At 71.0% G+C, this 23,694-nt stretch carries 19 protein-coding genes; 16 read left to right on the forward strand and 3 right to left on the reverse strand.

Annotated features, from left to right (window positions below):
- Nucleotides 1–5: 5 nt before the first annotated feature.
- Both ACWEKM_RS00700 and ACWEKM_RS00705 read right to left on the reverse strand, forming a co-directional pair.
- Entirely contained in the window at nt 6–1,514 is a 1,509-nt protein-coding gene (locus ACWEKM_RS00700; RefSeq protein WP_451618948.1) for an AMP-binding protein, read from the reverse strand.
- A 267-nt stretch (nt 1,515–1,781) separates the two neighbouring features.
- On the reverse strand, nt 1,782–2,660 hold the full coding sequence (locus ACWEKM_RS00705; RefSeq protein WP_451618949.1) for an alpha/beta fold hydrolase: 879 nt from the start codon (nt 2,658–2,660) through the stop codon (nt 1,782–1,784).
- 119 nt (nt 2,661–2,779) lie between these two features.
- On the opposite strand from ACWEKM_RS00705, the gene ACWEKM_RS00710 reads away from it, so the two are divergent.
- From ACWEKM_RS00710 to ACWEKM_RS00740, 7 genes are all read left to right on the forward strand, one after another.
- Nucleotides 2,780–4,753 (forward strand): BTAD domain-containing putative transcriptional regulator, encoded by a 1,974-nt coding sequence (locus ACWEKM_RS00710; RefSeq protein ID WP_451618950.1) that lies wholly within the window; start codon nt 2,780–2,782, stop codon nt 4,751–4,753.
- A 376-nt stretch (nt 4,754–5,129) separates the two neighbouring features.
- Nucleotides 5,130–5,921, forward strand: a complete 792-nt coding sequence (locus ACWEKM_RS00715) for an IclR family transcriptional regulator (protein ID WP_451618951.1) — start codon at nt 5,130–5,132, stop codon at nt 5,919–5,921.
- 78 nt (nt 5,922–5,999) lie between these two features.
- A complete protein-coding gene (locus ACWEKM_RS00720) occupies nt 6,000–8,300 on the forward strand; it encodes a CoA transferase (protein ID WP_451618952.1) in 2,301 nt (766 codons plus the stop codon).
- Entirely contained in the window at nt 8,297–9,100 is an 804-nt protein-coding gene (locus ACWEKM_RS00725) for an enoyl-CoA hydratase/isomerase family protein (protein WP_451618953.1), read from the forward strand. Before ACWEKM_RS00720 ends, ACWEKM_RS00725 begins: the two co-directional genes overlap by 4 nt.
- Before the next feature lie 180 nt (nt 9,101–9,280).
- Nucleotides 9,281–10,129 carry an alpha/beta fold hydrolase gene (locus ACWEKM_RS00730; RefSeq protein ID WP_451618954.1) on the forward strand — a complete coding sequence of 283 codons (849 nt, stop codon included), beginning with the start codon at nt 9,281–9,283 and terminating at the stop codon, nt 10,127–10,129.
- A gap of 60 nt (nt 10,130–10,189) precedes the next feature.
- Nucleotides 10,190–11,044 carry an alpha/beta fold hydrolase gene (locus ACWEKM_RS00735; RefSeq protein WP_451618955.1) on the forward strand — a complete coding sequence of 285 codons (855 nt, stop codon included), beginning with the start codon at nt 10,190–10,192 and terminating at the stop codon, nt 11,042–11,044.
- Nucleotides 11,044–12,000 carry a quinone oxidoreductase family protein gene (locus tag ACWEKM_RS00740; protein ID WP_451618956.1) on the forward strand — a complete coding sequence of 319 codons (957 nt, stop codon included), beginning with the start codon at nt 11,044–11,046 and terminating at the stop codon, nt 11,998–12,000. Before ACWEKM_RS00735 ends, ACWEKM_RS00740 begins: the two co-directional genes overlap by 1 nt.
- Before the next feature lie 115 nt (nt 12,001–12,115).
- On the opposite strand, the gene ACWEKM_RS00745 is transcribed toward ACWEKM_RS00740, so the two are convergent.
- Entirely contained in the window at nt 12,116–13,609 is a 1,494-nt protein-coding gene (locus ACWEKM_RS00745; RefSeq protein ID WP_451618957.1) for an AMP-binding protein, read from the reverse strand.
- A gap of 168 nt (nt 13,610–13,777) precedes the next feature.
- Here ACWEKM_RS00745 and ACWEKM_RS00750 point away from each other — a divergent pair, with 168 nt between their 5' ends.
- From ACWEKM_RS00750 to ACWEKM_RS00790, 9 genes are all read left to right on the forward strand, one after another.
- Nucleotides 13,778–15,034, forward strand: coding sequence for an aromatic ring-hydroxylating oxygenase subunit alpha (locus ACWEKM_RS00750; protein ID WP_451618958.1), 1,257 nt, complete (start codon nt 13,778–13,780; stop codon nt 15,032–15,034).
- A 115-nt stretch (nt 15,035–15,149) separates the two neighbouring features.
- Entirely contained in the window at nt 15,150–16,487 is a 1,338-nt protein-coding gene (locus tag ACWEKM_RS00755; RefSeq protein WP_451618959.1) for a M20 family metallopeptidase, read from the forward strand.
- Nucleotides 16,484–17,431 (forward strand): DODA-type extradiol aromatic ring-opening family dioxygenase, encoded by a 948-nt coding sequence (locus ACWEKM_RS00760; protein ID WP_451618960.1) that lies wholly within the window; start codon nt 16,484–16,486, stop codon nt 17,429–17,431. Before ACWEKM_RS00755 ends, ACWEKM_RS00760 begins: the two co-directional genes overlap by 4 nt.
- The gene (locus ACWEKM_RS00765; RefSeq protein ID WP_451618961.1) at nt 17,428–18,276 is read left to right on the forward strand and encodes an IclR family transcriptional regulator; all 849 of its coding nucleotides are present in this window, start codon (nt 17,428–17,430) and stop codon (nt 18,274–18,276) included. The genes ACWEKM_RS00760 and ACWEKM_RS00765 overlap by 4 nt, the downstream gene beginning before the upstream one ends.
- 180 nt (nt 18,277–18,456) lie before the next feature.
- Nucleotides 18,457–19,458 carry an NAD(P)/FAD-dependent oxidoreductase gene (locus ACWEKM_RS00770; protein ID WP_451618962.1) on the forward strand — a complete coding sequence of 334 codons (1,002 nt, stop codon included), beginning with the start codon at nt 18,457–18,459 and terminating at the stop codon, nt 19,456–19,458.
- Between the two features lie 5 nt (nt 19,459–19,463).
- Nucleotides 19,464–19,784: a ferredoxin gene (fdxA, locus tag ACWEKM_RS00775; protein ID WP_451618963.1), complete on the forward strand. Its 321-nt coding sequence runs from the start codon at nt 19,464–19,466 to the stop codon at nt 19,782–19,784.
- 399 nt (nt 19,785–20,183) lie between these two features.
- Nucleotides 20,184–21,149 carry an ABC transporter permease gene (locus ACWEKM_RS00780; protein WP_451618964.1) on the forward strand — a complete coding sequence of 322 codons (966 nt, stop codon included), beginning with the start codon at nt 20,184–20,186 and terminating at the stop codon, nt 21,147–21,149.
- Entirely contained in the window at nt 21,146–22,036 is an 891-nt protein-coding gene (locus ACWEKM_RS00785; RefSeq protein ID WP_451618965.1) for an ABC transporter permease, read from the forward strand. Before ACWEKM_RS00780 ends, ACWEKM_RS00785 begins: the two co-directional genes overlap by 4 nt.
- Before the next feature lie 70 nt (nt 22,037–22,106).
- Nucleotides 22,107–23,687 carry an ABC transporter substrate-binding protein gene (locus ACWEKM_RS00790; RefSeq protein WP_451618966.1) on the forward strand — a complete coding sequence of 527 codons (1,581 nt, stop codon included), beginning with the start codon at nt 22,107–22,109 and terminating at the stop codon, nt 23,685–23,687.
- Nucleotides 23,688–23,694 lie beyond the last annotated feature (7 nt).

Below are 23,694 nucleotides of genomic sequence, written 5' to 3' on the forward strand. Positions count from 1 at the left end.
GCTGGTCAAAGCCCGCCGCAGGCTTTGCGGTCCACCTTGCCGTTCGCGTTGAGCGGCAGGGCGTCGAGGTGCACGAATCGGGTCGGGATCATATGGCGGGGCAGATGGGGGCACAGCCGGTCGCGGAGTTCGGCGGGCGCGGCCCGCTCGCCGCTGTAGACCGCGGTGAGCAACAGCTCGCCGCCCGGACCCGGCGCGGCGATGACCACCGCCTCGTCCAGGCCGCCCCACCGGCGGATCGCGGACTCCACGTCGCCCAGTTCGAGCCGTCGGCCCATGATCTTGACTTGCTGGTCGAGCCGGTCGAGGTGCACGAGTTCGCCGTCCTCGACCGCCACTCGGTCGCCGGTCCGGTACCACGCCTGCGTACTGGGAGCCGGGCCGGCGTTCGGCTCGGGCTCTTGAAAGTGCCCCTCGTTGTCCGCCGGGTCGAGATAGCCGTCGAACCGCTGCGGTCCGCGGACCTGCAGCTCGCCGGTGCGTGGATCGATCCGGTGGTCGAGATGCGGGTAGACGCGGCCGATCGGGACCGTGCCGTTGGAGGTCTTCGGCCACGCGGAGTGGTCGGCCGGGAGGCGGTAGGCCGTCATCGTGATGACGATCTCGGTGGGCCCGTACAGGTTCTCCACCATGCTCCCCGGGGCGGCGGCCGACCAGACCCGGGCCTGTTCCACGGTCAGCCGGTCCCCGGCGAAGAGGCTGCGGCGCAGCGTCGGCAGGCTGCCGGGGTCGAGCGAGCCGGTGCCGCGCGCCATGGAGATGATCGAGGGCACGGAGAACCAGTGGGTCAGGGCGTGGTCGTTCACAAAGCCGACCGGGTCGACCAGTTCGCCGCGCGAGGGCACCACGAGCGTCGCGCCGCCGCCCCAGGCGGTGAACATGTCGAAGACCGACGGGTCGAAGGTCAGGCCGAAGTTCTGGGACATCCGGCAGCCGGGCCCGATCCGGTACCGGTCGAGGTTGAAGCGGAGGAAGGCGTCCAGGTTCCGGTGCCGAATCGGCACGCCCTTCGGAACACCGGTGGAGCCCGAGGTGAAGAGGATGTACGCGACTCCGTCCGGGTCGAGCGCGTCGTCGGCCGGGGCGGTGAGGGTGGTGGGAGCGGCCCGCAGGGCCCGCCGCACGTCGTCCTCGCCGACGGTGATCACCGGCACTCCGGTGCCGTCCGCGAGCGAGGTGTCCTTGCCGTCGTCGGCCAGCACGGCGTCCAGCCGGGCGAGTTCGAGGATCTCACGGCTTCTGGCGGCCGGGTAGTCCTCGCTCAACGGGACCACGGTGCCACCGCCACGCAGCACGCCGAGGTAGCCGGCGTAGGCGGCCACGCTGCCTGCGGCGAGTAGCCCCACTCGGGCCGGCCGCGGCCCGGTCGCCGCGACCACGCGGGCGGCCAGCGCACTGGAAGCGGCGTCCAGTTGGCCGTAGCTCAGCCGTTGCCCGGCGACGACCAGCGCGTCCTGATCGGGGACGCGGCGGGCGGTGTCGGCGAACCAGGAGTGCAGGGTCTTCGCGGGCAAGGAATCACCCTCCCTCCGCGGGCATGACCCGCGGCGTCCGAAGCGGCCAGCAGATGACGTTCAGTCAGGCGATCCAGGTGCCGATCGTACAGACTGCGAAATGATACAGATCGTCAAAGTATCGTGCAGCCACGGGAGTTGGTGGCTGATACATACGCGTCAGATCGGGCGCCGAGAAGTCCGGAAACAGGTGTGGGACGTGTCGGTGGGTGATGGTCCGGGGCGCCCCGGGTTCCACCCGATGCGGGCAGCGGCTGCCTCTCGGGCTCAGCGGGCCAGCAGGTCCTGGAGCGCCGCCGCGATCTCGTCGGGTGCCTCCTCGGCCATGAAGTGCCCCGCTCGGGTCAGCCGGTGGTCCAGGTCCGGCGCCCACGCCTGCCACACCCCGGCGGCGTCGTAGCCCAGCTGTGCGCCCCAGTCCTGCTGGACGACCGTCACGGGCATGGCCAGCTGCGACCCGGCGTCCAGGTCCGCTTGGTCGTGCAGGACGTCGATGCCCGCCGAGGCCCGGTAGTCCGCGACGATCGATGTCACCGCCGCGGCGCTCGCTCGCAGGTACTCGGCACGCACCTCCTGCGGCATGGTGGTCGGATCGTCGGCCCAGGCGTCGAGGAACGAGCCGAAGAACGCGTCCGCGCTGCCCGCGATCATCGCCTCCGGCAGGCCCGGCGGCTGCGCCATGAGGAAGAGGTGGTAGCCGACCGCCGCCGAGGTGCCGTGCAGGACGTTCCACATGTCGAGCGTCGGCACGATGTCGAGGATGCCCAGATGCGTGATGGTCTCGGGGTGGTCCAATCCCGCCCGGAAGGCGACCAGGGCGCCCCGGTCGTGGCCGACGAGGGCGAAGCGCTCGTGGCCGAGCGCCGCCGCCAGGGTCACGATGTCGGCGGCCATGGTGCGCTTGGCGTACACAGCGGGGTCGGTGGCCGCCGGCTTGTCGCTGGCGCCGTAGCCCCGCAGGTCAGGACAGATCACCGTGTGCTCGTCGGCGAGCCGCTCGGCGACGTGTCGCCACATCAGGTGGGTCTGGGGGAAACCGTGCAACAGCACGACCGGACTGCCGCCGCCACCGACAGCGGCGGCCAGCTCCACACCGTCAGCGACGGGCAGCCGGATGTGATCGAAGCCGGGAAGGGTGAGCGTCATGAAAGGCCGTCCTTGTCGGGTGGGGAGTGGGGAACTGACGGGATCAGCCTGGGCGACGGCGATCAGCAGCCGATCAGTACGGTTGGGCGCAGCCGACCTCCGGCACGGAGGATGGGGGCATGCGAATCGACGTGCTCGGTGCCGTGCGGGCCCTCCGCGACGACGGCAGCCCGGTTGACCTGGGCGGGCCCCGCCATCGCGAGGTACTCGCCCGGCTCGTCGCCGCCGAGGGACGGATGGTCACCACCGACACCCTTGTGGACGACCTGTGGACCGATCCGCCGGCCCGCGCCGTGGGCGCTTTGCGCACGTTCGTCGCCGCGCTGCGCCGTGCCCTCGAACCCGACCGGCCGCCTCGCGATCCGCCGCGCGTCATCGTCACCGAAGGTCCCGGCTACGCGCTGCGCCTGCCGCGCGAGGACGTGGACGTCCATCGGTTCCAGGACACCCTGGCCCGCGCCCGGCGCACCCCCGACGCGGCGACCGACCCCGACGCGGCGACCGACCTCGGCGCGGCGCTCGCGGCCTGGCGCGGCCCCGCCTACGCCGATGTGCCCGGCTCCGCATGGGCGCAGCGCGAGCGGACCCGGCTGGAGGAGTTGAGGCTGGAGGGGGTGGAGCTGCGCGCCCGTATCCTCCTCGACTCCGGGAAGGGGGCCGATCTCGTCGCCGAACTGGGTGCCCACGTCGCCGACCATCCGTGGCGCGAGCCGGCCTGGGGGCTGCTTACCCGCGCGCTGTACCGGGCGGGCCGCCAGGCCGACGCGCTGGCCACCCTCCGCCGCGCCCGCGCGATGCTCGCCGATCAACTCGGGCTCGACCCCGGCGCGGACCTTCAGCGCCTGGAGACGGACATCCTGGGCGGGTCCGCCGTCCTCGACAGGTCCGCGCCCCGCGAAGGCGCACGTACCGCGTGGACCGGCCCTGGTGTCCGGCTCGGCCCGCGCACCACCGTGGATCTGGCCCGCACCCTCGCGCTCGCGGGTGGCGACGCCCTCGTCCACTCGCGGCGCGATCGCCTCGCCGCGGTCCGGGCGGCGGAACGCACGGGAGACCTCTCCCTGACCGCCCGGATCATCGGCGCCTACGACGTGCCCGCTCTCTGGAGCCGGGCCGACGACCCCGAGCAGTCCCGCGCCGTCGTCGCGGCTGCCGAGCGCACGCTCACCGCGCTCGGCCCCGACGCCCCCGCCGACCTACGCGCCCGGCTCCTGGCCACGGTCGCCGTCGAGAGCCGCAGCGCCGATCTGGCCGGGACCGAGCTGAGGCGCGCGCAGCAGGCGGCACGGCAGGCCGAGGCGCTGGCCCGGGACCTGGCCGAACCCGCGCTGCTGGCGTTCGCCCTCAACGGGGTGTTTCTGCACTCCTTCACCCGCCCCGGGCTCGCGGCGGTACGGGACAGGACCGGCGCCGAGATCCTCGACCTGGCCACCCGGCACGAGCTGCCGAACTTCGCCGTACTCGGCCGGCTCGTCCGCCTGCAATCCGCCTCGGCCCTCGGCGACCTCGACGCCGCGACCGCGCACGCCCGGGCCGCCGAACAGCTCGCCGCCACCATCGAGGCGCCCCTTGTCTCCGTTCTCACCGGGTGGTTTTGGGCCCGGGCCACGGCCGCCCGCAGCACCGAACCCGGCGGACCGAGTGCCGCCACGGCGGCAGCGCACTACCGCGCGGCCGAGGACGCCCTGCGGACGGCCGGAATGCCGGGGCTGCACCGTGGCCTGTTCCCGCTCGCTCTGCTGGGGCTGCGCCTGCTGCACGACCGGCCCGCGCCCACCGACCCGCACCTCGACTGGGGCCCGTACCGCCCTTGGGCCCGACCCCTCGTGCTGCTCGCCCAGGACCGGGGCGAGGAGGCCCGTGCCGCCCTCGCCGCGGTGCCCGAACCACCGCGTGACCATATGCAGGAGGCGCTGTGGTGCCTGACCGTCCGCGCCGCCGTGCGCCTCGGCGAGCCCAAAATCGCCGCACGCGCCGGGGCCGCCCTGCGCGATGCCCATGCAGAACACGCAGGCGCCGCCGGCGGAATGCTGACCCTGGGCCCGGTGGCGCGGTACCTGGCGGAGGCGGAGGCATGCGCCGGAGCGGGATAGCGACAGCGATGCGCGAACCCCGAGCCCGTGGCGCCCGCCGCACGGCCCCGGCGTGCTAGTGCCCCAACAGGCAACATTCGCTTCGTCACGACGCCCGGCACGCTCCCCCGAGCTCTTCGAGCAGGGGGCACCCCCACTCGCCGCACCGGGCACAAGCCCAAGTACGTCCAGTACGAGGGCTTGCACCCGGCACGCCGAGAGCACGCACCAGACGCCGCTCCTCAACGGGCAAACGTTGCCTGCCGGGGCACTAGGGACGCCTCCGGCAGGTGGTGGCGGCCGGTGCCGTTTCCCGATGTTCACGCTGTCATCCCTCTATGCAACGTGCCCATGCTGCCTTTCCAATGGCACCTAGCCAGGAGAAGGAGGCACGCTGATGGGGTTGTACGCCGACGAGGACGTCACACTTCCCAATTCCGTGCTGGGCAAGGCACAACTGCTGCTCGCCGCGTTCGAATCGGGTGCGGTCCGGCTGCGCCTGAGCGAGCTGAGCCGGCGGTCGGGGGTGCCGAAGGCGTCGGCCTACCGCCTCGCTCAGGAACTGGTGCAATGGGGTCTGCTCGACCGGCAGGAGGAGACGTACCAGCTCGGTATGCGGCTGTTCCAGCTCGGCCAGCGCGTTCCCGCCTCCGCGGTGCTGCGCTCCGTGGCGCGCCCACTGCTCACCGACCTGTTCACCCGCACCCGGGCCACGATCCATCTCGCGGTGCTCGACGGAACCCATGTTCTCTTCCTCGAAAAGATCGCCGGAGGGGCGAACGTGCACACGCATTCGCAGCTCGGCGGCAGGTTGCCGGCGTCCTGCACGGCGACGGGAAAGGTGCTGCTCGCCCTGTGCCCGGACGGCCACCGGCACATCGGGCGACTCGCCGCCGGCGCCGACCTTCCCACGCTGACCGACCGGTCGGTGAAGTCCGCGGGCGCGCTCGACCGGCAGTTGATCGCTGTGCGGCGCCAGGGCTTCGCCCACGAGGTCGGGGAGGTCAGGACCGGGTACGCCAGTCTCGCCGTGCCCGTGGTGCACCCCGATGGGGGCGTGCACGCGGCGGTGTCGGCCACCGGGCCGGTGTCCGAGGTCTCGGTGGAGCGCCTGCTGCCCATGCTGCGTACTACGGCGGCCGGCATCGCCAGGGGGCTCACCCAAGACCCGGAGCCGCGGGTTCGGTGAGCGGAACACGTATCTGGCCGCCCGGCCCCGGGGAGGTGATCGTGAGGCTCCGCCCGCAGAGGAGGGGAAGGAGCCGAAGTGGGAACAGACCCGTCGCCGCTGCGCGTGCTCGATCTGACCGATGAACTGGCCTACCAGGGTGCACGGTTGCTGGTGGGCCTGGGAGCGGACGTGGTACGGATCGAGCCGGGCGCGGACTTGGATCCCGCGGCCGAGGTGCACTGGCACGCGGGGAAACGCTGGGTGGAGGTGTGCGGGGAGGACGGGCTCGACGAGCTGGCGCGAGGCGCCGACGTCATTCTCGAAAGCGGACCCGCCGCACGGTTGCGCGGGCTGCGTGCTGACGACGGCACGTCCCGGTGGCCGCATGCCGTGCACGTGGTGGTGACACCCTTCGGCCTGACCGGCCCGCGGCGCGACTGGGTCGGCGACGACCTCGTTCTGGCGTCGGCGGGCGGGATGACCTGGCTCGGCGGGCGGCCCGACGGACAGCCGAAGCCGCCGCCACGCGAGCAGGCACTGCAGACGGCCGGAGCGCAGGCGGCGATCGGGGCGCTGCTCGGCGTCGTGTCGGGGCGGGGACAGCTGGTCGACCTCTCCGTTCAGGAGGCCGTCGCCGCCACCCTTGAGACCGCCGCCCTCGCCTGGATCCACGCCGGGCGCGTCCCGGTCCGCAATGGCGGAGTGTACGAGCATGTGGCGCACCGGATCTTCGCCGCGGCCGACGGTTATGTGGCCGGCGGCTACTCGGGCAGCGACCGTATGTGGACCGACCTGCTGGCGTGGCTGGTGGAGCGCGGCGAAGCCGGTGACCTGGCCGAGGAACGCTGGAACGACGCCGCCTTCCGCTGGCGGGGGCGACCCCATGTCGACGAGCTGGTACAGCGGTTCGTGGCGCGGTGGCCGGCCGCCGACCTCGCACGGGAGGCGCGAGCGCGCGCTCTGCCCTGGGCGGAGGTGGTACCGGCGCAGCGGCTGCCGGCCAACCCGCAGCTGCGCGACCGCGGCTTCCTCGTCACGATCACCGGCGACGGGCTGCCGAAGGGCGGTGTGGCGGACGTCGGCTTCCCGTGGACGCGACTGCCCCGGCCCCTCGTACTGGAGGCGATTCGCAAGGTGCCGCGGCCCGAGAGGCCCTGGCGGCACCCGAAGCCACGCGGCCTGAGCGCCTCGGCGAAGCCCCGGGCCTTGCAGGGGGTGCGAGTGCTGGACCTGACCTGGGTGCTCGCCGGACCGTACGTCACGAAGCAGCTCGGTGAGCACGGCGCGGACATCGTCAAGGTCGAGTCGAGGCACCGGCCGGACCCCACGCGGTTCGCCCTCTCGATGCATCTGCGACCGGGCGACGACCCCGACGACAGCGGGTACTTCCTCAACTTCAACCGGAACAAGCGGAGCGTCGCCCTCAATCTGCGGACCGGGGAGGGCCGACGCCTGTTGCGGGAGCTGGTGCCGCACTGCGACGTGGTCGTGGAGAACTACAGCCCGGGTGTGCTCGCCCGGTGGGGCATGGACTACGCGTCGCTGCGCGAGCTGAATCCCGAGGTGATCCTGGTGTCGATGGCGGGGGTCGGACAGACCGGCCCCTGGCGCCGGGCCGTGACGTTCGCCGACACGCTCGCCGCGATGTCGGGCCTGTCCAGCGAGACCCGCGACCCGGGCGGCCCGCCGCAGGGCCTCACCTTCGGGCTCGGCGACATGGTCGCCGCCAATGCCGCGGTGCTCGCCACGCTCGACCTGCTCGCGCAGGGGCGCGGCGGACAGGTGGACCTGTCCCAGCTGGAGGCGATGGCCGCGACCATGGGACCGGCCGTACTGGAGCCGGTGCTCGGCGGGGGCGAACCGGATCCGCGAACCGCCGAGTACCCGAACCGGTCGCCGCATGCGGTGCCGCACGGTGTGTATCCGGCGGCCGGGGACGACCGGTGGGTGGCCGTCTCCGTGACGGACGATGTGCAGTGGCGCGCGCTGACCGGTCTCGTCGCCCTGCCGTGCCGCGACGGCGGCCTGGCGGCTCGGCGCGCTCACGAGGACGCCATCGACGCGGCCCTGGCGGCCTGGACACGGACACAGGACGCCTGGGAACTCGCGGCGCTGCTGCAGGCGAAGGGCGTTCCGGCGGCGGTCGTGGCCACCGGGCAGGACCTGGTGGAATCCGATGAGCAGCTCGCGGCCCGCGGCTTCTACCCCGTGCTTGAGCATCCGCTGGCCGGACCGGTCCGGCACGAGGGCATCGTCCCGCGGCTGGCCGCGACGCCCGGGGCGCTCACCGCGCCCGCGCCCCTCCTGGGCCAGCACACCCGCCAAGTCCTGCATGAGCTGCTCGGCCTGGCCGACGACGAACTCGACGTCCTGGCCGCGAAAGGCGTAACCGAATGACCAAGGAGAACGAGGAGAACATCGTGACGGCACCCTCCGTACTCGACGTGTCTCGTGACGGCGCCGTGGCCACGGTCCGGGTCGACCGGCCCAAGGCGAACGCCGTCGACCCGGCGATGATCGAGGAGTTCCGCACGGTCCTGCCGTCGCTCGCGGGCGACCCGGGGGTGCGCTGCATCGTCATCACCGGCACCGGTCGCTTCTTCATCGCCGGTGCCGACATCGCCGTGATGCGGGATCTGTCGGCGGGCAACCAGGCCAGGATGCGGCGCTGGATCGACGTCCAGCGGCTGATCGAGCAAGCACCGAAACCGGTCGTCGCGGCGATGAACGGACATGCCCTCGGCGGCGGTGCCGAGCTGTCGCTGGCCTGCGATCTCCGCATCATCTCCGCCGAGGCCACGTTCGGGTTCCCGGAGATACGGCTCGGTCTGTTCCCCGGCGCCGGGGGCAGCCAGCGACTGCCGCGGCTGGTCGGACCGCATCTGGCGAAACGGCTGATGATCGAGGGTGAACGGCTCGCGGCGCAGCGGGCCCTGGAACTGGGACTCGTCGATGTGGTCGCGGAACCGGCCGCGTTCGAGGCCCTGGTCGCCGAGCGGGCCCGGCTCCTCGCCGCGAAGCCGACGGCGGCCGTCGCACTGCTCAAGCGCGTGGTGGACGAGGGCTACGGGCTGCCCGTCGAGCAGGCGCTGGAGCACGAGGAGAAGGGCGTGGCCGAGCTGACCCGTACCGCCGACGCGGCGGAGGGCCTACAGGCGTTCCTGGACAAGCGCGAAGCGGTGTTCACCGGCCACTGATCATGGACGGGCGATCGGGCCGACAAGGTGTCAGTCCCGTCTCGGACGCCGTCTCGGATCCCGCCTCGGGTGCCGACCGCGCCCGGTACGGGTTCGCTGAGCGGACCGTCGTGCTGGGCCTGGGGCCGGCACGGTGATGGGCTCGACTCCGTACAGCCCAACTCGTACAGGAGGACTGGCATGTCACCAGCACCGGAGAGCCACTACGCGGATGGCGCCGGAATCCGCTACCACTACCACGATCTGGGCTCCGGGCCCGACACGGTCTTTCTGCACGGCGGGGGCCCGGGCTGCACCGCGTGGAGCGACTTCGGGCCGGTCGCCCCGCTGTTCGCGGCCGACCGGCGCTGTCTGCTCGTCGACATCCACCAGTACGGCAGGTCGGAGAAGTCCCGTATCGAGGGGCCGATGTGGGACCACCACGCGGCCAGGACGGTCGGCCTGCTCGACACCCTCGGCGTGGATCGCGCCGACTTCGTGTGCAACTCCTGGGGCGGCACGATCGCGCTCAACCTGGCCGCGAAGTACCCGGACCGGGTCCGGTCCCTGGTCGTCACCGGCAGCATGCCGGTCTTCTACGGCCCCCTGGCCCCGCTCCCCGAGAACGGGCACCGCGGCCGCACGGCCCGCGACGTCTACTACGGCGGCGAGGGCCCGACCCGCGAGAAGATGCGCCAACTGATCACCAGGCTGGAGTGGTACGACGGTGCGAAGCTCCCCGAGGAGACCCTGACCCTGCGCTACGAGCAGAGCCTCGACGAGGGCGAGCGCGCGCTCGCCGCGATGTCCGACTCGCCGCGCGGCGACTGGCAGGACCTGACGGAGGAACTGGGCCGGATCCAGGCGCCGACGCTCTTCATCTGGGGCATGCAGGACGCGTTCCTCACCCCGGACTATCCGCTGATGCTCGCGCGCATGGTGCCGGGCGGCAGTCTGCATGTGATGGACCACGCCTCGCACCACCTCCAGGAGGAGCGTCCCGATGCCTACCACTCAGTGGTCAGCGGCTTCCTCGGCTCCCTTTCCTGAACCGCCTTCTCCCCTTCCTGAACCCGCCCTCTTCCCAACTCCCGGACGGAGTACCGGCCCGTGACCATCTGGACCGAGATCAGCCCCACCCCCTTCCGCCTCGAATACGTCGATGCCGCAGGCGTCACCACCCGCACGCTGCGGGCGGGCGACCCGGCCGCGCAGTCCGTCGTCTTCCTGCACGGCACCAGCGGCCACTTGGAGGCTTTCGCGCGTAACATCAGCGCGCACGCCGGGTACGACGTGCACGCCCTCGACCTGCTCGGCCACGGCTACACCGGCAAGCCCGACCGGCCCTACGAGATCGCCGACTATGTCGCCCACCTCATGGACTACCTGGACACCGTCGACATCGACAGTGCCCACATCGTCGGCGAGTCCCTCGGCGGCTGGGTCGGCGCCCGCGCCGCCATCGACCACCCGGAGCGGGTGCGCAGCCTCCAACTGCTGTGCTCCGGCGGCACCGTGGCCAACCCCGAGGTCATGCACCGCATCCGCACGAGCACCAAGAACGCTGTCAGGAGCGACGACCTCGACCTCACTCGCAAGCGGATGCAGCTGCTCATGGCCGACGACAAGGACGCCACCGAGGAACTGGTCGAGGTCCGGCACGCGATCTACCACACACCGGAGTTCGTCGCGGGCGTCGACAACCTTCTCTCCCTCCAGGACATGGAACGGCGCCGGCGCAACCTCCTGCGCCCCGAGCAGCTGAACCGGATCACCCAGCCGACGCTGATCGTGTGGGGCCGCCAGAACCCGTTCGGCGAGGTGCCCGAGGCCACGGCGATCCATCGGGCCGTGGGCGGCTCCCAGTTGGAGCTGCTGGAGAACTGCGGGCACTGGCCGCAGCACGAGCAGGCCGAGCATTACAACGCTCTCAGCCTCGCCTTCCTGAGCAAGGCGGCCGACTGATGCGGGCGGCCCGGTTCCATACGTGGGGCGCCGCGCCGGTTGTCGAGGAGGTGCCCGAACCCGTACGCGGGCCGGGAGAGGTCCTGGTCCAGGTGGAGGCGGGCGGGGTCGGGCACCTCGATGTGACCGTCTCCTCGGGTGAGTTCGGCATGAGGCCGCAGCTGCCGTACATCGGAGGCGTCGAGGGAGCGGGGACCGTTCTGGAGGCCGACGACGACTCCGGCCTCGCACCCGGCACCCAGGTCGTACTGCGCGGCGGTGGCCTCGGCATCGTCCGCGACGGTACGTGGACGGAGCGGGTCAGCGTGCGGCGCAAGGCCGTCACCCCGCTTGAGGCTCCGCTCCAACCGGCCGTGGCGGCCGGCTTCTTCGTCCCGGCCACCACGGCCTACGTCGCGTTGCACGACGTCGCCGAGGTGGTCAAGGGCGAGGAGGTCATCGTCGTCGGGGCGGCCGGGGCGGTCGGCTCCATGGTCGCCCAGCAGGCGCTCGCGGCGGGCGCGCGGGTGACCGGCGTGGTGGGCCGGGCCGATCAACTGGCCGATGTGCCCGAGGGGGCGCGGGCCGTGGTGCCGGCCCACGCCGAGGACCTCGCGCAGGCCCGCTCGGCCTCGCTCCTCGTCGACACGCTCGGCGGCGAGGGCCTGATCGGCCGCAGCCGGTGGGTGCGGCAGGGCGGTCGCGCGGTCGTCATCGGGTACGTGGCCGGTCCGCGCGTCGAACTCGACCTGCCCAGCTGGCTCCTGGACGACGTCGCCCTCCTCCCCGTCAACATGATCCGCCAGGAACGCCGGGCCCGCGAGATCTCGGGCGAACTCGTGCGACGGCTCTCCTGCGGTGACCTCACGCTGCCCGTCGAGACGTTCGGGCTCGGCGACACCCCGGCCGCGTTGGAGGCGCTGCGGAACGGCCGGGTGCGGGGGCGGGCGGTCGTCCTCCCCGGCCGGGACGGGTAGCGCGGCACACGACGGAGCCGGACCCCGATATCCCCCGCGCCCTTCGGTGGCGCGGGGAACGGCGCGCACGTGACGACGCACCCGGCTCGGTACCGCACACTCAGCCGCACCGGTCTCAGCCGCATCGGTCCCAGGTCACGGCCGTGACGCCGCGCTCGCGCAGCGCCGCCTTGCGGACCTTGCCGGTCTCCGTGAGCGGCAGCGCCTCGACGATGTCGACATACCGGGGCACGGCGAACCCGGGCAGCTCCCCCGCACAGTGGCGCGCCAGGTCCGCCGGGTCGAGCGCGCACCCCGCACGCGGTACGACGGCCGCCATCACCTCCTCCTCGGCCAGTTCGGAGGCCACCGGGAACGCGGCCGCCTGGGCGACCGCGGGGTGAGCGCGAAGCGCCGTCTCCACCTCGTACGAGGAGATGTTCTCGCCGCGGCGCCTGATGCAGTCCTTGACGCGGTCGATGAAGCGGAACCAGCCGTCGGGGTCGCGGACCACGCGGTCCCCGGTCCGGCGCCAGGAGCCTGGCGGTTCCTCGGGATGCCCCAGGTACCCGGTGGCGAAGGCGAATTCCCGTTCGGTGCGGACGACGAGTTCACCTGGTGTGCCGTCGGGGACCGGGGTGAGGTCCGCGCCGACGACCTTGGCGTGGAAGCCCGCACGGACCGTTCCCATGAATCCCGGCCGATGGTCGTCGGGCGTGTGCCCGATGACCAGGTTGGTCTCCGTGGAGCCGAACCCGTCGACGAGGGTGACGCCGAAGCGCTCCCGGAACGAGTGCCACAAGGGGCCGGGAGTGGCGGGCGCGAGGCCGCGCCACGCCCGGTGTGTGCGCTCGTCCGGAGCCGGGGGCCGGGCGAGCAGCATCGGGACCATCGCGCCGAGGAGGTAGACACAGGTGGCCTCGGTCTCGGCCACGCGCGACCAGTAGCGCGAGCCGGAGAAGCGCTCGTCGACCACCACTTGCGCGCCCACCGTCATCGCCTGCGCCAGCGTGTTGAGGGCGTTGGTGTGAAAGAGGGGCAGACACGTGTAGAGGGTGTCGTCGGCGGTGAGGCGGAGGGCGTCGGCCACGTTCCGTCCCCACCACACGAACTGGGCCTGCGGGCAGCGCACCCCACGTGCGGGTCCGGTGGTGCCGGAGGTGAACAGAACGGCGCCGGTGTCACCCGGCTGCGATGCGAAGGGGGCGACCGCCTCCGCCGTTGCGGGCGTGGGGGCGTCGTCCGCGCCGAGCACCCACACCCGGCCCTCGTACCCGGCATCCGCCGCGCGCTGTGCCGACTCGCCCTCGGCGTAGAGGAAGCGCGGCCCGGCCTCCTGGAGCGCATGGCGCAGCAGCCGCCCGTGCAGGGCGGTGTGCAGCGGTACCACGACCGCGCCCAGCCAGGCACAGCCGAGGATCAGATCGACCAGTTCCACTCGGTTGGGCAGCAGCGCGGCGACCCGGTCCCCCGGCCGGCAGCCCCGGGCCGCCAGCGCGCCGGCCATCGTGGCCGCGGCCGTGCGTGTCTCCTCGTAGGTACGCCGAACGCCGCTGGTCCGCAGAAAGGTCCGGTCGCCGAACTGCGTGGCCGCCGCGTCGACGAGGCCGGGGATCGTCATGCGGTTCATGCGCGGATGGTGTCCGTCGCCCACGTGCCGATCAAGGCCGCCGGTTCGCTCAGCGGTCCACCGCGGCCCGGGTCCGTTCACCGGAACAGTCCCATAGGCGGCGGCCGGGCCACGGCGGATGCTCGTGGCCGCACACCGGCAGAAGCAGGAACAGGAGGCCACGGCAGGATGACGACGAGCGAAGAAGCACCGGACCGCAAGGAGGCCGCCGCCAGGACGCCGGCCCGCTCGCGACGCGGGGCCGCCGACAGACCGGGTCGCCAGGACTGGTCGTCCTGGCCCCACTACGACGCGGCGGGATCCGGTTTCCGCGGCTACTGGTACCCGGTCACCTGGTCGACCCACATCACCGGCAAGCCGCTCCCGTTCACCATCTGCGGCGAGAAGATCATGCTGATCCGCGACGGGGGCCGGGCGTACGCACTGCACGATCGCTGCCCGCACCGCGGTGTCCCGCTGTCCGAGGGCGACCAGCAGTTCCAGTCCACGGTCAGCTGCCCGTACCACGGCTGGACCTTCGACCTGCCCACGGGCAAGCTGTCCGCGGTGATCACCGACGGCCCCGGCTGCCGCCTGACCGGCAAGCTGGGGGTGCGCACCTACCCGGTCGAGGAACGCCTGGGCATGGTGTGGGTGTACCTCCCCGTCGCGGCCGAGCAGCCGCACCCGATCGACGAGCAGCTGCCCGAGGAGCTGGTCTCCAACGCCTTCGTGATGGGCGGCCGCATCCAGCCGCGCGCCGGCAACTGGCGTTTCGCCTGCGAGAACGGCTTCGACGAGGGGCACGCCAAGTACCTGCACCGGACGGCTCTTTGGCGGCTGCTCAAGCCGATGCCCACCTGGAACATCACCAGGATCGTGCCGCAGGGCCGCTGGATCTACCGCGTGCAGGACGAGGTTCACTGGGAGGCCGACTTCCCGGGTGTCGGCCGCTGGACCAACAAGCGCTGGTGGAAGAAGCAGCCGCCGAAGGAGACCTTCAACATCGGAAACACCGGCAGGCCGGACAGGGTCGATCCCACCATCGAGGCCCAGGAGTTCCCGGGATTCGCCTCGCTGTCGATGCCGGGTGTGCTGCGCATCGCGTACCCGAACTTCATCCACTACGAGTTCTACGTCCCGGTCGACGACGACCACCACCGCTACGTCGGCGTCATGGTCAACTTCACCCAGGGCTGGGAGACCCTCCGTTTCTATGCCAAGTACCTGGGCGCCGTCCGCTGGTTGTTCCACGGCCAGTTCTCCGGGCAGGACGCCTGGATGGTCGATGTGACCGACGCGCCCCCGGAGAAGCTCTACCGGCCCGACGTGTCGCTGACCGCCTGGCGCAACCTCAGCGAGGAGGAGTACGGCAGAAAGCTCGCGGCCGTCGAGGTCACCGCGACCACCGCCGACTCCGACTCCAAGACCGCGAAGGAGACCTGACCATGGCCCGTACTCTGTTCACGCTGCTCGCCGGGGCCGCCATCGCGCTGGCGCTCCCGCTCGCCAAGAAGCGCTTCGAGCAGACCACCATGACCCAGGTCCACCGGGTGAACCAGTGAGCGCGGTGGGGCTGGCGGGGCTGGACGAGCGGCGCCGCGCCTGGGTGTCGGAGGCATGGCGGCATGTCACCCCCGAGCGGCTGCGCGAGTTGATCGTGCCCCTGGTCGGCATCCCCAGCCCGACCGGCGACGAACGGCCGCTCGCCGAGCACATCGCCGCCACGCTGGCCTCCGTCGGCCTGCGCGCCCGCCTCCAGCCGATCGACGGCTGTCAGGCGAACGCCTGGGCCCGGCTCGACGGCGACGGCAGCGGTCCCGACCTGATGCTCTACGCGCCCATCGACACCCTCACGGTGGGCGTGGAGAGCGAGGACCTGCCGTGGATCGGGCCCGAGTTGCGGGAGGACATGCGCCCGCAGGCCACCGTCTACGACGACCTGGTGACCGGTCTCGGCGCCGCCAACCCCAAGGGCCACGCGGCCTGCGTGATGATGGCCGCCGAGGCGATCTCGCTGGCCGGCGTCCCGCTCACCGGCGACCTGGTCGCCGCCTTCGGCGCGGGCGGTATGCCCACCAATGCCCGCCCGGGCAGTAGCCGCGCCAACACCGGGCAGGGCGTGGGCTGTTCGTTCCTGCTGGAGCAGGGTGTGTGGACCGACTACGCGATCATCGCCAAGCCCGGCTGGACGGTGTCCTGGGAGGAGGTGGGCCTGGTGTGGTTCGAGGTCACCGTGCACGGCATCCACACCTACGCGGGCTCGCGCCACCGCCTCCCGTACGACAACGCGATCGACCGCGCCGGCGACGTCGTACGGCATCTGGAGCAGTGGTTCGTCGAATACGCCGGGCGGCACACGCGGGGCACGGTCGCCCCGCAGGGCATCGTGTCGTCGGTGCGCGGCGGCTGGCCACGGATGGCGGCGGTGACACCGGCCAGCTGCACCCTGCGGGTGGATCTGCGGATCGGCCCGGACACGACGCCGATCCGGGCGAAACGGGAATTCACCGCGGCCGTGGCACAGTTGCGGCGCGAGCTGCCGGGCCTGGACGCCACGGTGGAGATGCTCCTGGCCATCCCGGGCACCCGGACCAGCCGGGAGAGCTGGATCTTCCGCAGCGCCGTGGCGGGCTGGGAGGCATTCGAGGGGCGCGCGCACGAGATCATCCGCGGCAACAGCGGTGCGACCGACGCGAACATCCTGCGGGGGCGGGGCATCCCGACCGTGCGGGTAGGCATGCCGAAGGTCACCGAGGCTCCCTTCGACATCGACTTCTCCCGTGGCATGAACACCGTGTCCGTACGGGACATGGAACAACTGACCCGCCATCTGATCCGCACGGCCGTCGACACCGTCACCCGCTCGCGCGAAGAGCTGGAAGGAGCAACGGCATGACCGAGATCGTGCTGGGTGTGGGCGCCTCCCACAGCACGCTGATGAACACCCACTGGGAGCAGACCCTCCACAAGGACCGCGCCGAACGCTTCCGCGACGCGCTCGGCGAGGCACGCCGGGCGCTGGCGAAGGCCCGCCCGGACACCGTCGTCCTGGTCGGCTCCAACCACTTCCGCGGGTTCTGGCTCGACCTGATCCCCGCCTTCACACTCGGCGTCGGCGAGTGCGTCGCGAGCGGCGAGTCCGGCACTCCGAAGGGGCCACAGCCCGTGGACGTGCCGCTCGCCCGGCACATCGCGAACTCCCTTGTGGAAAGCGGGCGTTTCGACCTGGCGTTCTCCGCACGGCTGCAGATCGACCACGGGCAGTCGCATGCGATCCAGTACCTGCTGGACGGGCTGGACGTGGAGATCGTGCCGCTGGTGGTGAACGTGTTCGCGCATCCGTTGCCGACGCCCCAGCGGTGCGAGCGGTTGGGGCGCGCGATCCGCGACGCGGTGCTCGTCTTCCCGCACGACCGGCGCGTCGCGGTGGTCGGCTCGGGTGGGCTCTCGCACCGTCTTCCATGGCCGGACTGGCGCGATCCGCAGGGCGAGGACGAGGAGTTCATGGTCGGCGCCTGGCTCGACGGCCGGGAGAACTGGCAGGAGTACGATTCCCGCCGCCGCGAGATCATCAGGGCCGCGGAGGCGGCCATCACACCCGAGTTCGACGAGGAGTTCCTGTCCCTGATCGAACGTGGCGAGGCACACCGGCTCAGCACCTACACGACGGAGCAGTTGGAGCAGGCGGCGGGCAACGGTGGGCAGGAGCTGCGTACGTGGCTGCTCATGGCCGCCGCGCTCGATCACACACCCGGTCGGCGGCTCGCCTACGAACCGATGCCGGAGTGGCTCACCGGGATGGGCGTCGCGGTGCTGGAGCCGCAGGCGCAGCGCGCATGAGCGTCGCGGCCTCAGTGCCGACGGCCGACCGGTGCCGGCCGGCCGCCGAGACCCGTGGCTTCCCGCTCCGCCCCCGGCCCGCCGTGCCGGCGGCCGAAGCCGTCGCCGTCGCCGACTCGATGAACTCCGTTCTGGGAAAGGTCCGTCCGATCCTGGAGGCGTTCACCGCCGAGGACAGCGCGCTCTCGCTGGCCGAGCTGGTGCGCCGGTCGGGGGTGGCCAAGGCCACCGTGCACCGGCTCGCCCAGGAGCTGGTCGCCTGGGGGCTGTTGGAGCGAGAGGGGTGCGACTACCGGCTCGGCCTGCGCATGTTCGAGCTGGGGCAACGGGTGCACCGGCAGCGGATCCTGCGCGAGGCCGTGCAGCCGTACCTGGAGGACCTGCTTCTGATCACTCAGGAGACCATCCACTTCGCCATCCACGACAGCCTCGACGTCGTCTATCTGGACAAGATCTTCCCGCACCGCGGGCTGAACGCCGAGTCCCGGGTGGCGGGACGGCTCCCCCTGTACTGCACGGGGACGGGCAAGGCGATCCTGGCCCACTCGCCTCCGTCGCTCTTCGTCGCCGTGGTACGGGGCGGCCTCAAGCCGTTCACCCGGCACACGGTCGTCTCCCCCGGCCGGCTGCGCGTGCAGCTGGACCGGATACGCGAGGACGGGATCGCGCTGGAGACCGAGGAGATCCGGCTCGGTTACGCGAGCCTCGCCGTGCCCGTCTTCGCCCAGGGCACCAGTCTGGTGGGCGCGCTGTCCGTCACGGCGCCCAGCTACCGGATGGATGTGGCCGGGCACGCGGCGGCGCTGCGGACCGCCGCACTGGGCATAGGCCGGTCGCTCGCCTGAACACGTATGACGAAGGACGAACAGAGGGGCCCGCTGTCCTGCGGGCCCCTCTTGTCCGTCCGCCGGACGTCCTGTCCGGGTGTCCTGTCCGGCGCCCTCTCCAACCGTCCTGTCCGGCCGTCCTGTTCAACGGAACGGCTCCGTTGGTAGGACCGCCCGTTCTTCCTACGCTCGCCAACCATGAGCCAACTCACCGACGACACCGACGACACCGACGTCCTTCTCATCGGTGCCGGTCCGACCGGCCTCTACGGCGCCTACTACGCCGGATTCCGCGGTCTGAGCGTCACCGTCATGGACGTCCTGCCGCAGCCCGGCGGGCAGATCAGCGCGATGTACCCCGAGAAGCCCATCTTCGACATCGCCGGTTTCCTCGCCGTGCGCGGCCGCGACCTGGTGGACAGTCTGGTCGCCCAGGCCGCACCGTACTCCCCCCGTTACCTGCTCGGACACCGGGCCGTCGAGCTGACGCACGATCCGGACGACGGCCGCCCCGTGGTCCGCAGCGACCAGGGCCGCCCGGTGCGGGCGGGGGCCGTCGTCATCACCGGCGGAGTGGGCACGTTCACACCGCGGCCGCTGCCGGCCGGCGAGGAGTTCCTGGGGCGCGGCTTGGTGTACTTCGTGCCGGACCCGGCCGAGCACGCGGGTAAGGATGTGGTGGTCGTCGGCGGCGGCGACAGCGCCTTCGACTGGGCCGCCACGCTCTCCCCCGTCGCCCGCACGGTCACCCTGGTGCACCGCACCGCCCGTTTCCGCGCGCACGCCGCGTCCGTCGAAAAGGCCCGCGCGCTCGGCGTGGGCATCATCACCGACTGCGAGGTCAGCCGCCTGCTCGGTGCAACATGCCTGGAACAGGCGGAGATTCGGCACCGCACGACAAGGGAGACCCGGCTGGTCCGGGCCGACAAGGTGGTCGCGGCCCTCGGCTTCGTCGCCGACCTCGGCCCACTCCAGCACTGGGGTCTGGAGCTGCGGGCCCGGAAGATCGCCGTGGACACCCGCATGGCCACCAATGTGCCTCGCGTGTTCGCCGCGGGCGACATCACCGACTACCCGGGCAAGGTCCGCCTGATCTCGGTCGGCTTCGGCGAGGCGGCCACCGCCGTCAACAACGCGGCCACGGTCCTCGATCCACAGGCCGCCCTCTTCCCCGGGCACTCCACCGAGAAGGAGCACTGACAGACATGGCGTACGTCATCGGCGCGTCCTGCGTCGACATCATGGACCGGTCCTGCGTCGAGGAATGCCCGGTCGACTGCATCTACGAGGGTGAGCGCAAGCTCTACATCAACCCCCTGGAATGCATCGACTGCGGCGCCTGCGAAGTGGCCTGCCCCGAGCAGGCGATCACCGTCGACCGCACGGCGGAACCCGATTTCCGGGAGGACAACCGGCGCTTCTTCACGGAGGTCCTGCCCGGACGCGAGGCCCCGCTCGGCTCTCCCGGCGGGGCAACCTCGTTCGGTCCGGTAGGCATCGACACACCCCTGGTGAGCGCCCGGTGAGCGCCGTGCGGACCCTCGGGCGTCCCGTCGGACCTCTTGACGCGGGCCGACCGCCCGTACAAAGTACGAAGAGTAGGTGAACGAACACATTGCCCCAAGCCCACGAGCGGGTGCGACCGTGTGTCCATGCGATCGGGAGACAACGGGTCACCTCGTGGGCGGCCCGTCGAGGCGACAGATCACGGACGGCGGTAGCGGCCCACACACCGATCCCTCTCGGTCACGGGTCCGCTGAGCGGAATGCGCCCCTTGGCCGCCCTCGTCCGGCAGGGAAAAGTATCGGCCACTGTTCACGATCCATATGACGGATCTCAACCGAGAGGTCTGGCAATGCTCCACGTGACCGGGCTGGGCCCACCCAGCCGCCCCCTCGCAGCAGTCGCTGGGCGAGCAAGACGGATGATGCGCCTGCCACCGCTGATACGGTTCCTCATCGGCAGGGTCCTTCGTGGACTCGCCGTTCTCTTCGTCCTGTCGATCCTCGCGTTCGGACTCGTTCGGCTGCTGCCCGGGAGTCCTGCCGACGTCCTGGCCGGCCCGTACTCCGACGCGGCCACCCGGGCACGGCTGGCCACGGATCTCGGGCTCGACCGGCCTATGACCGAGCAGTACCTGATGTGGCTCGACAGGCTGCTGCACGGGGACTTCGGACTCTCGGTCTACAACGGACTGCCGGTCCTGGACCTCATCAAGCAAAGACTGCCGAACACCTTGGAGCTGGCCCTCGCCGCGACGGTGGTGTCGGTCCTGTGGGGCGTGCCCGCCGGCGCGATCGCGGCCCTTCGCCAGGGCCGGATCGTCGACCGGCTGGCCCGCGCGTCGGCCTTTCTCGGCCTGGCCACGCCGGTGTTCGTCTTCGGTCTCGGTCTGATACTGGTGACCTCGTTCATCGTCCCGGACTGGCCTTCCGTCGGGTTCGTTCCCCTGTCCGATCACCCGTTGCGGAACCTGCAAAGTGTCGTCCTGCCCGCGCTGGCGCTGGGACTCCCCCTCGGTGCGACGCTGTGCCGGTTCATGCGTGCCTCGATGATCGAGGTCTACGAACAGGACTATATGCGTACCGCTCTGGCGACCGGGGCGACCCGTCTGGGGGCGACACTGCGGCACGGGCTGCGGAACGCGTCGGGACCGGTGGTCACGGTGGCCGGGCTGCAACTGGCCGGTCTGGTCGGCAACTCCATCCTGATCGAAAACGTCTTCGCGATCCCCGGTATCGGCCAGCTCACCGTGAACTCACTGCTGCAGAAGGACTATGCGGTGACGCAGGCATGCATCCTGCTGCTGGGACTGACCTACATCCTGATGAACCTCGTGGTGGATCTCATCCACCGGCTGATCGATCCCAAGGTGGGTGAGGCGCGATGAGCGAGTCGTCGTTGCTGTCGGATGCGCAGGTGGCCCGGACGCGGCCCCCGGCGGACACACCCGCCGCTCGCCCTGCACGCCGGATCCGCCGGCTCGGCGCCGGGGTCACCTGCGGTCTGGGCATCCTGATCGTGCTGTTCGCCATGGCCTATGTGGCTCCCATGATCCGGCCCTTCTCGCCGAACGACGTGGCCGGACCGCCCTTCGCCGCGCCCAATGGGACCAACTGGCTCGGCACGGACGACCTGGGCCGGGACTATTTCGTGCGGCTGTGCGTCGCCGGGCGCACATCACTGTCGATCGCACTGGCGAGTTCGCTGCTTGCGCTGGTGGCCGGTTCCGCCATCGGGTTCGCGGCCGGCGTCGGTGGCCGCTGGCTGGACACCGCGCTGATGAGCGGGGTGGACCTGCTGCTGTCCTTCCCTTCCCTCCTGCTCGGGCTTGCCGCGGTCACCGTCCTCACGCCATCGGTGACGACCCTGATCGCGGTCCTGTCGTTCGTGTCACTGCCGCACTTCGCACGGATAGTCCGTGCCCGGTGCCTGGAACTCCGTGATCTGGAATTCGTGCTCTCCGCGCGGATCTCCGGAGTGCGGTCCCCCGTGATCGTCCTCAAACACCTGCTCCCCAACGTCTTTCCGCTGATGATGGTCCAGCTCGCCAACTCGGCGGCCATCGTCATTCTGCTGGAGTCGGCCCTGAGCTACCTCGGCCTCGGAGTTCAGCCACCGACGCCGAGCTGGGGCCGGATGATCGCCGAGTCTCAGATCTATCTGACCATCTCCCCATGGCTGGTTCTCGGAGCCGGAGGGGCCCTGCTGCTGTCCTCGATCGGATGGGGACTCATCGGCGAAGGTTTCGCGACATCACGCCGCTCCGTCGTCTGACCGACCGCCGCGCACAGCGGCAGTGGTCACCTGTCCCCTCCCCGGGGCCCGGAAAGAAGGAACCCACACCATGGCATCACCCAGGCCGGTCAGACGACTGATACTCGTCCTGGCGGCGGTACTCACCGCGTCGACGGCCCTCACGGGTTGCGGAGGCGGAGCCCAGGCGCGGTCCGGTGCCTCAGCCGGCACGCCGCATCGTGGCGGCACCCTCACCATCGGCGACGAAAGCCAGCCACTGAACGGACTCGATCCCATCCTGGCCCAGGCGTTCGACGCGAAACGCCTGGCCGCGCAGTTCTACGAGGGACTGCTCTCCCTCGGTTCCGACGGCAGTACTCTGCGACCGTCGCTGGCGACCTCGTGGAAACAAACAACGCCCACCACTTACGAATTCACGCTCCGCAGGAATGTCACGTTTCACGATGGCCGGCCGCTGAAAGCCGGCGATGTCGTCTTCAGCCTCAAACGGATCGTCGATCCCGCCGTCCACTCGCCGTACGCGTCGCTCTACCACATCAAGGATGTGACCGCGCCGAGCGACCACACGGTCGTGGTGAAGCTGGCCAAACCGCAGGCGTCGCTGCTGCATCTGCTCGCCCAGCCCTGGAGCGCCGGCATCGTGAACGAACGATGGGTCCGGTCCCACTCGGCCAACCATCTCAAGACGCACGAGAACGGGACGGGGCCCTACAAGCTCGCGGAGTTCCGGGAAGGCGCCCTGATCAAGACCGTTCGGTTCGCCGACTACTGGGACCAGCCGAAGCCGTACATCGACACCATCAACTATCAGGTCATGCCCGATGAGTCCACCCGGGTCCAGGCATTGGAGTCCGGAACCGTGGACGCCATCCAGGTGACGCTGCCGAAGATCGCGACGATGCTCAAGCAGCGCAGGTTCACGGTGGGCCCCGGATACAACGTGGGCGCCTACTGGCTGGGACTGAACACCGTGGACGGCCCACTGGCGAACGAGAAGGTGCGCGAGGCGATCAGCATCGGCATCGACCGGAAGCAGCTGATCAGCATCGGGGCACAAGGGGCCGGTGTCCCCTCGGGGATCGTCCCGCCCGGCGACCCGTTCGTGTCCGAGCAGGCGAAGAATCTGCCCAACACCCAGTACGACCCCGCCAGGGCGAAGCGGCTCCTCGCCGAGGCGGGGGCGAAGGCCGTGCGGCTCAAGCTGGCGATCCGGTCGAACCGGCCGGACAAGCTCGCCACCGCCCAGCTCATCAAGGAACAGCTGTCGAAGATCGGGGTGACGGTGGACATCACCCAGGTCCCCTTCGAGCAACTGGTCAGCAATCTGCTGTCCGGCAACTGGAACGCCGACATGATCCAGCTGACCTCCGCGCTCAACGCGGACGCCAGTCAGTACATGAGCCTGTGGTTCGAGAAGAACGCGAAGGCGACGAAGGTCGACGACCCGGAACTGTGGCGATTGATGTCGGACGCCGTGCAGAAGGCGGACGGCGACCAGAACCGCCGCCGGATGTACCGGGAGCTGAACCAGTACGTGGCGCAGCGGGTGTACATGATCGTCCCGTATGCCACACCCACGGTGTACGACGTGTGGTCCAGCAAGCTCACGGGGTTCACCACCGAGGCGTCGAACACCCGGATGTTCCTCAAGGACGCCTGGATCTCATGAGGGAGAG

Source organism: Streptomyces sp. NPDC004752 (assembly GCF_053601275.1).

Coding starts and splice junctions, on each gene's coding strand:
- ACWEKM_RS00705 (WP_451618949.1), bottom strand. CDS start 2,660: ATGACGCTCACCCTTCCCGGCTTCGATCACATCCGGCTGCCCGTCGCT.
- ACWEKM_RS00710 (WP_451618950.1), top strand. CDS start 2,780: ATGCGAATCGACGTGCTCGGTGCCGTGCGGGCCCTCCGCGACGACGGC.
- ACWEKM_RS00730 (WP_451618954.1), top strand. CDS start 9,281: ATGTCACCAGCACCGGAGAGCCACTACGCGGATGGCGCCGGAATCCGC.
- ACWEKM_RS00725 (WP_451618953.1), top strand. CDS start 8,297: ATGACCAAGGAGAACGAGGAGAACATCGTGACGGCACCCTCCGTACTC.
- ACWEKM_RS00740 (WP_451618956.1), top strand. CDS start 11,044: ATGCGGGCGGCCCGGTTCCATACGTGGGGCGCCGCGCCGGTTGTCGAG.
- ACWEKM_RS00745 (WP_451618957.1), bottom strand. CDS start 13,609: ATGAACCGCATGACGATCCCCGGCCTCGTCGACGCGGCGGCCACGCAG.
- ACWEKM_RS00715 (WP_451618951.1), top strand. CDS start 5,130: ATGGGGTTGTACGCCGACGAGGACGTCACACTTCCCAATTCCGTGCTG.
- ACWEKM_RS00770 (WP_451618962.1), top strand. CDS start 18,457: ATGAGCCAACTCACCGACGACACCGACGACACCGACGTCCTTCTCATC.
- ACWEKM_RS00765 (WP_451618961.1), top strand. CDS start 17,428: ATGAGCGTCGCGGCCTCAGTGCCGACGGCCGACCGGTGCCGGCCGGCC.
- ACWEKM_RS00760 (WP_451618960.1), top strand. CDS start 16,484: ATGACCGAGATCGTGCTGGGTGTGGGCGCCTCCCACAGCACGCTGATG.
- ACWEKM_RS00790 (WP_451618966.1), top strand. CDS start 22,107: ATGGCATCACCCAGGCCGGTCAGACGACTGATACTCGTCCTGGCGGCG.
- ACWEKM_RS00785 (WP_451618965.1), top strand. CDS start 21,146: ATGAGCGAGTCGTCGTTGCTGTCGGATGCGCAGGTGGCCCGGACGCGG.
- ACWEKM_RS00750 (WP_451618958.1), top strand. CDS start 13,778: ATGACGACGAGCGAAGAAGCACCGGACCGCAAGGAGGCCGCCGCCAGG.
- ACWEKM_RS00780 (WP_451618964.1), top strand. CDS start 20,184: ATGATGCGCCTGCCACCGCTGATACGGTTCCTCATCGGCAGGGTCCTT.
- fdxA (WP_451618963.1), top strand. CDS start 19,464: ATGGCGTACGTCATCGGCGCGTCCTGCGTCGACATCATGGACCGGTCC.